Raw genomic sequence first — 7,638 nt, 5'->3', positions numbered from 1 at the left:
ACAAATGGCAGCAGATGCGGGGCTAGGACAAGAGGAGTTTCTCTTGCAAGCTGTTCAATCTTATATAGAAGAGCGGGAACAGACGGACAATAGATTGTGAAAAAGGGCAAGACTCTTTTGCGCACGGGTAGCATATAGGGAGAATCACTTGGATTCATACGGGCAAAAGCAAGCTGTTCAATCCAATGTGCAACAACGAAAATAGATAAACAAGACATGCCTATTGAGCTATCAAACCATTTTAAGAGAAGAATGACTCTGCAAGATTTTGATTCTTTTGAAGATCCTTATTCGTTTGAATCCATATCCACCCAATCTGAATCCGGGTCCACAGAGTCATCACAAGGTATGGCTTCTTTCCATTGTGTGGTGGAAATTTCAAGGGGATATCATTTTATATCGCATGGATTAACAAAATTTCTCTATGATATAGAAGGAATACATACAATAAATATACTTATGAAAACTTTTTGTTTAAAAAATGAATTTTCTGTCTTTTATCTTCCCATTGGTTTTCTACCATGATATGATATTGCCAACCCTTATGCATTACACAATTTGACAAGTTTTGTTTGTAAAAGGGAAAAGGGAGGAATAAAAATATGAAACGATATAAATTAATCAGTGCAGCAACTCTAGCTACAATGTTAATAACAGGATCAACTACATACACATTTGCTGCAGAAAAAGAAAAGACTAAGCAATATGTACAAGCATCCCCTTTATTTTCATCTAACTTTATTGAACAAACGCGAAATCTAAATGATAGCTCTATGAACAATCTAGATAAGACGGTTCAAGCCGCTTTGTTAGGCCCTGAGATAAAAAAAATAAAAGTATTTGATCATGAGTTCAATATAAAGCCAGCTTATATTTCTAAAAAGGACAACCAAACTCTTGTGAATGGACAGATTTCACATCATTTGAGCTATCGTCTAGATGATCAAGTATATTATCGTTTTGTAAAAGAAAATGGAGAAATCAAAAATTTAGAAATTAAAATCGATCGTGGTGGATGGACAAAAATTACAGCGCCGATTGGTGCAATCATTGCTCAATATTTTGGTGTTCCAATTACACCGGATATATTATCAAAAATTGGTCAACAATTAGGAACTCTAACAGATGGGAAATGGGAATACGCTTCAGAAGCAATTGTTGCAGCAATCGGTTTATATGTAGAATAAACGGTATGCTTTATTTTCTGTTCGTATTCCCTATCACAACACAAGCGGTGATTTTATTATAAGAATCACCGCTTCGTCTATTATCTGGGGGGGTGAATAAAAAATAACGTTTTATATCATATTTTCTCGTTGCCCCATAGCTGTAATTTTTCCAGATTTCCATGCCTCATATGCTTCAATGAATTGTTCCATAATTTGTACTCGTGGTCTTCCTAAATACGTTCTTTACTTCTTTGCTAAGACAAGTCCTTCTGCTTGTCTTTGTTTAATATCATGTCATTCTTTTTTAGCAAATGTAAAAGGACAGTAAGTGTTAGTATTGATGCCACAAGCATTGTCCGTGCTATTACTTTTGCAATTGAACAACTATCTGAAGTGGCAATAAATGAAATAATTATTCAAACTACTAGTCAAGAGCTTTAACCACTTCTATTGCAAAGTTTGAAAATACTTAAACACGGTTATGGTTTAAGAAATTTTGAATAATGGCTATCGTGTAAAGGAAGTGAGGAAACTCGCTATCTATCTATTTAGTGGATAGCGGAATGAAGCGTCACATTACAGGTCTAGATGCTTATAATCGTATTTTTAGAAATTGGGATGGAGTATTAGAATTTCGAAGATTACATAATACTCCAAACAGAAGAAGCATTGATCAAAATATGGGATTAGTACGGTTTGAAAAGGATTCAGAAGTATACTTTTTATATAAAGATGCAAATGGGAAACCAATGCAACGTTGGATTACGAGTCCGTTTATCTTGAACAAGTATACTTTTCGTTCAGAGGCATCTATGCTTCCCCAGTGGATGAAAAATGCTATATCAAATGGCGCAGCAATTCGTTAAATAAAAGGCTAAATAACGTAAACAATTTCGAAAATAGAATAAAATATGCTATTAATACAATCGATTAAAAATAGAAATTTATTTTTGATAGGTATGTAATCACACAATTTTCTCAATATGTCATTTTTGGATTTCAATATAAAATTCTCTCTATTTGTGATATATCTATATCAGGAGGTACTTTGATAGATTAGAAAAATAATAGGAGGAACATTATATGTCATTCAAAAAGAAATTAGGGGTAGGAGTGGTTTCAGCCGCAATGGGGTTATCTTTCATTGGTGGGGGGACATATGCCTATTTTAGCGACCAAGTTGTAATGAATAACACATTTGCTACGGGGACATTAGATTTAGCTATGCATCCTACTACGTCATTGGATTTAAATCATTTGAAACCAGGGGATAAAATATTAAAAAAGTTTAACTTAAAAAATAGTGGTACGTTAGATATTAAAGATATTGTGATGAAAATAGATTATACTGTAAATGATATTGTTAAAAATAATCAGACCGAAGATTTTGGTAAGTATATCAAAGTAAAATTTATGTGGGATTGGGATCCAGAAAAGACCCCTGTTTATGAAACTACCCTTGCCGAACTAAAAGAACAGGGGCCAGAAATTGTTTCAAAGAAAGTATTTCAATCCAAGTGGGCAGAAACAGGTGGATTACAACCTGGGAAAATGGATTGTTTCTGGATGAAGTTTATATTTGAAGACAATGGGGAAGATCAAAATATGTTTCAAGGAGATAGTATCGCTCTGAAAATGGAATTCCAAGCAAACCAAACAGAGGGAAGAGAGAGATAAGAAATCTATTCGATGTATCTGGTTACCGTAATTGCATGGGTTAAATTTTTAATTATACAGAAAAACCGTTATGTTCTGTAACGAAACAAATATAACGGTTTTTTCACAGAGTTCTATCTTATTTTAGTATTTTTTTGAATCAATATTCTTCCACATAACGATAGTACTTGTTTATTCGTTTATCTACAAATAGGGAATGTTGTTCCTTGCTACTCTAGACATCTCTCTTGTAAATTCCTTTCCTTACACTATATTCTCCTAACATTGTTGTACTATTCGTATAATCCACGCATTTTTAACATTCACGTAAAATACTGGTGCGCCATTTAAAATGTTTTGTAATTTCTATATAATCTATTTTTGCATTTTACAATTAAACGTATCCCCACATAACTCGTCCCATTTCCACTTTGTATTCTTTTTTCTCTTATTTTCCTCCCTAGACAGTTCTTAATACAACGCCGATAAGTGCCAATTAGATATTTACATCTAAGGCAATGCTGTTCCTGTATATTTATAATGCGAATTTTCATTTTTGCACTCACCTTCTATTCTCCTCAGCGTTTTGTTTTCCTTATGATAACAAACAAAACATAATAATTTTTAATAAAAGTTATCTGGGCTTGAATTAATAAATTAGAATTTTGTTTAGAAAACAAATGCTCTCTCAATAAACCTGCCTATTTTTCAAAGAAAACCCTAGTTAGAATGATGATGAGAGGAATTAAAGAGAATACACTGTATATTATGTTGTATTTTGTTCACTTTAAATACAACTTGCATTTAAAGGTCTATACAAACCTCATAAATGCAAGTTAATCGTTCTTCGTGTTTTTGTATTAAATTTGGATAAAACCCTTTTATAAGCCAATCTGGAGATCGAAATTAAGTTACTATTAATGTTATTTGGTTTTAAAAACCTAAAAACAAAATTAATTGGTTTTATTTTTAGGTTTTTGTATGTAATATTGTCTATTTAATCCTTTCTCACTGATTCATAATCTGTACAGGTAACCTTCTTAATTTTCCGAATAATCATAACCTGAAATTGACTATTGATGAATTTTAACGAACCTATTTTGTTTTCATATGAATAATAATGAATCAAACATTTGTTTAAAAAATAAAAATATACATAGCGGTCGATGATAGGTGCTTTATACATATTTTACTGTCAAGAAAAACCCATTGAGAGGGCTACAGTTTGCAATCTAATTATCACCAATATTGATGGGATAGTAAAAAGCATAAAAAGATTGAACAAATTTGTTCAATCTTAAAAATAACAAATCCTTTCATATGTTTAAAGAATAGAAAACACCCACCTATTCCTCTAATAATTTAATTATTCCCTAAATTCAAAAACAAGTAATGTATCTTTAAAGAGTTTGCCTTTTTCATTATCTAACTTTTTGAATTCATATTGATACAAAGCAGATTCCCAAACACCATACATTGGATTTGGGAATAAAATATACTTTTCTCCAAATGCTGTATGTATCTCTTTGACTACTTGATTTTTATCTTGCACAGATTTCTCATCAAATCCGGTAAAATCAGATAAATTATCTCCAAAGCATAGAACAATATCATGTTCTATCGCAACTTTTCTTCTTCGCTCTTCTATTGTTTGTTGAATCCATTCATCCAGACGATGAGCTATCTTATTTAGGAAGCACTGTAAACTAGAAACTTATAAAAAAACAAACAGACTGTGGACAGTTTCTTTTTCTTTTCTTTCAATTAATCTATGCGCTATTACTATCTTCCAAGGATATTAATAAATGCACTTCCTTCACATTCATTACGACTCCGCCCACCTCGATTACACTCTAATTCTAAATAATAATCTCCTCTTTGAAACCTTTTATCAAACATTTTTGTTGCATTCCTATTAACTTTCCCCTCTTCAATTACCACAGCTCTATTAGGTCCCCTACCGTTGTTTTCCATTTTATATAATTTTTACACTAAATCACTGAATTTTGATTCGGTAATAATTTTAAATTGCACAGGATTTCTTCTCTCATTTAAATTGAAAATAGATGACTGATTAAAACATTGTCCACGTTGCAATTTTACCACGTAATCAAAGCGATCATGACGCGACCAATTTTTTGACATTTTTTATTGAGTTAATACTTCAATTTGTACAGTGGAAGCTTGTACATCAATAGTAGGCATAAGTCATCCTCCCAGTACTAAAACCGATGAAATTACCCTCATAATACATTTCAAACTCATCATTTCTATAATATATACGAATACATTGTATAATGGATTTCTATCGATGGTAAGTGCTACACTTATTTCTCAAGTAAGCACTTTTCCCCCCTAATTAAATCAATTTCTACCTTCTTGATTTGTAATTCTTCAGCGTAGGTATACAAAAGTTATCAGTACGATTATTATTGTAATGGAATAAATCGTAGGTTGTTTATCCATCCCCTACGTAGAGTTTTCTCAATATTTGTCGATGGAAATGTGTGATAAGATAAAAACGGGTATGAAATCCTTTCCATTGTTCATAAAGATAAACGCAAAGAAGAAGCGCTTTCGTAAGGATTGCGTTTTTTTGAGATTTATCTATCGAAACGAAACAGGTCTGTCATTCATGTTTTACACACAGATAATTAATTGAGATATTTTCTAAAATGATATATATTTATCAATCTATAAAATCTAGTAAATCAAAATCAATTATCGTATGGTAGTATACGCCACATACAACAATTTTACTGGAGGGATTTTATAAGATGAAAATGCGGAAAAATAAAACTAGAGTTATTCCTGGGATTCTTGTTTGTTGTAGCTTTATGATGACGAATCTCTGTGCTGTTGCAGTGTTATCTACAGGAGAAAATATCATACATTCTTCAAAACAATTCGTAGACGCATCATCAAATCAACTAGGTAGCTCCACATTGTATCAATATATATTATAAAAGTTTTTCAAAAGGATAATATAAGGGGGTCATGACTTGGAAATAATTGGTGAAAAAATACGTAATTTCAGAAAATTGTATCATATTTCTCAAAAAGAACTATGTGAAGGAATATGTCAAACAAGTTATCTAAGTTTGATTGAAAATAACAAAATCAAAGGCAAATTTGAAACAATCCAATTAATTTTAGAACGAATAGAAATGTTCAAGTCAACCATTGAAGTTCAAAAAGAAGATTTCTCGAATACAAATGTAGGTGAATTCTTTCTAAAAGAACGCTTAACATATAAGATTACACAGGAAAATCTATGTTATGGAATATGCAGTGTATCTTATTTGAGTAAGATGGAAAACAATAAGATTATCCCGAGTCTAAAAATTAAAAAAGCATTACATCAGAGATTAGAAGCACTAAAAAATAAGAGAGGGATGGACAATCTTGAAATAGTGAAATTAAAGCGATTATACGATCGCATGATTTCACTATTGGCTAAGAAGCAAATGAATGTAGCTAAAAAAATACTAAAACAAGGAATAAATTCGACAAAAAATCAATATCCTAAATTATATTATTTATTTGTCTATCAACAGTACCTCTATTTTGATCATAAACAATTGAAAAGGTTCCTGGAGGAAACCGCTATACCCTTTTTTTATAATTTGGGAGATCATAAACAATTGGCAATTTTCTATATTGATTTAGCTTCCTGTTATCAAGAAGAGGAACAATTTAAAAAAGCTTGTTTTTATTATCAAAAGGGTATTTCTCATATAGGATTAGTAAAAAACCTATGTATTACATCATCTAATAAAAAAGTTCTATTACAATTTTCTTAAGATGCCCTATACTTTTATCCATATATTTTTTTAAGATCCCCTATCTAAAAATCAAAACATACGATTCTTATATACAAAAAAAGTGTAAATAAGAGAATACTATCTGGGATAGACCTATATGATTCCTTATACTATTGTCTAAGATTGAAAAGTTTTTAGTACTAACATAAAAAATAACTCGTCCTAAATAGGATGAGTTATTTTTTTATTGCATTTTGGGTAGAGAAAATATACTTTAGGGATTTTAATTTTAACATATTTAACACAGAACCAAGGTTATCTGTTTATCCAATTTTTAAAAACAAATAATATTTTCTATTTTACATCTATAGGTATCACCATAGCGTTCTAGACAAAAAGCAACATCAAATTAAAGATATTGCATTAGCCAAGAAACAAGGAAATCATTTAGGAAGAGCACCTGTATGGATTATTTCGTAGAAGACTATAATGACAAAGTAGAAATTTTACCACAGAGGGATCTGGAATTAAATATTATTTCTTTAGCAAGTATTGAGAAAACATAGATTACAACTAGTAAAATGAAGAATACAGTTGGAGTCTGTCACAAGAATTCAGTTTCTTAGTTTGCAAGAAAATATGAAAAATTTCGCACGTATAGATGTTATGCACATAAATTAAAAGGTATTTCTCAATACCAATAAAATATGCTAATAGGGATCACTCTATCAAAAAAAGAAAATTGTACGTTTAGATACAAAATAGACAAAACCCTGTATGTTAAGAAATCGGTTAGCAATCCTCAAAAACACATCTAATAGTCTCTTTTTTTTAATCGCTTAATTAATATCTTATTAGAGTCGAATTTCTTAGTTTTCCAAATACAATATATATTTGGAAGCCATTCTTTTCATGAGTAATTTTCAATGTTAATTAGTTGATTGACAATTTTTTCGGTTCTGGTGCAAAGAAAGGATATGTTCCCAAGAAAGAATGAGGATTCCTACTGGGATCATTCTTTACGCTGTTAATCCAAATAATTGATGAAT

5 protein-coding genes and 2 pseudogenes are annotated in these 7,638 nt (G+C 30.8%); 5 read left to right on the top strand and 2 right to left on the bottom strand.

The window, feature by feature from the left end; all coding sequences use genetic code 11:
- Positions 1 to 602: 602 nt before the first annotated feature.
- Positions 603 to 1,187 (top strand): methyltransferase, encoded by a 585-nt coding sequence (locus tag F3I02_RS21045; RefSeq protein ID WP_196478378.1) that lies wholly within the window; start codon positions 603 to 605, stop codon positions 1,185 to 1,187.
- 106 nt (positions 1,188 to 1,293) lie between these two features.
- Here the strand turns inward: F3I02_RS21045 and F3I02_RS34095 are convergent.
- Positions 1,294 to 1,463: pseudogene (locus F3I02_RS34095) on the bottom strand (recombinase family protein); the annotation flags it as partial.
- 269 nt (positions 1,464 to 1,732) lie between these two features.
- On the opposite strand from F3I02_RS34095, the gene F3I02_RS21040 reads away from it, so the two are divergent.
- Together F3I02_RS21040 and F3I02_RS21035 are read left to right on the top strand one after the other, a co-directional pair.
- On the top strand, positions 1,733 to 2,035 hold the full coding sequence (locus F3I02_RS21040; protein ID WP_230876878.1) for a hypothetical protein: 303 nt from the start codon (positions 1,733 to 1,735) through the stop codon (positions 2,033 to 2,035).
- Between the two features lie 217 nt (positions 2,036 to 2,252).
- On the top strand, positions 2,253 to 2,846 hold the full coding sequence (locus F3I02_RS21035; RefSeq protein WP_196478377.1) for a TasA family protein: 594 nt from the start codon (positions 2,253 to 2,255) through the stop codon (positions 2,844 to 2,846).
- 1,345 nt (positions 2,847 to 4,191) lie between these two features.
- On the opposite strand, the pseudogene F3I02_RS21030 reads toward F3I02_RS21035, so the two are convergent.
- A pseudogene (locus F3I02_RS21030) lies at positions 4,192 to 4,470 on the bottom strand (HAD family acid phosphatase); the annotation flags it as partial.
- 1,132 nt (positions 4,471 to 5,602) lie between these two features.
- On the opposite strand from F3I02_RS21030, the gene F3I02_RS21025 reads away from it, so the two are divergent.
- Both F3I02_RS21025 and F3I02_RS21020 read left to right on the top strand, forming a co-directional pair.
- Positions 5,603 to 5,791, top strand: coding sequence for a hypothetical protein (locus F3I02_RS21025; protein WP_196478376.1), 189 nt, complete (start codon positions 5,603 to 5,605; stop codon positions 5,789 to 5,791).
- A gap of 36 nt (positions 5,792 to 5,827) precedes the next feature.
- Positions 5,828 to 6,628 (top strand): helix-turn-helix domain-containing protein, encoded by an 801-nt coding sequence (locus F3I02_RS21020; protein ID WP_196478375.1) that lies wholly within the window; start codon positions 5,828 to 5,830, stop codon positions 6,626 to 6,628.
- Positions 6,629 to 7,638 lie beyond the last annotated feature (1,010 nt).

The organism is Bacillus sp. SRB3LM (genome assembly GCF_015712745.1).
Lineage (GTDB): Bacteria > Bacillota > Bacilli > Bacillales > Bacillaceae_G > Bacillus_A > Bacillus_A thuringiensis_K.
The sequence above is the reverse complement of the archived record's forward strand: the minus strand, read 5'-3'. Positions and strand labels throughout refer to the sequence as shown.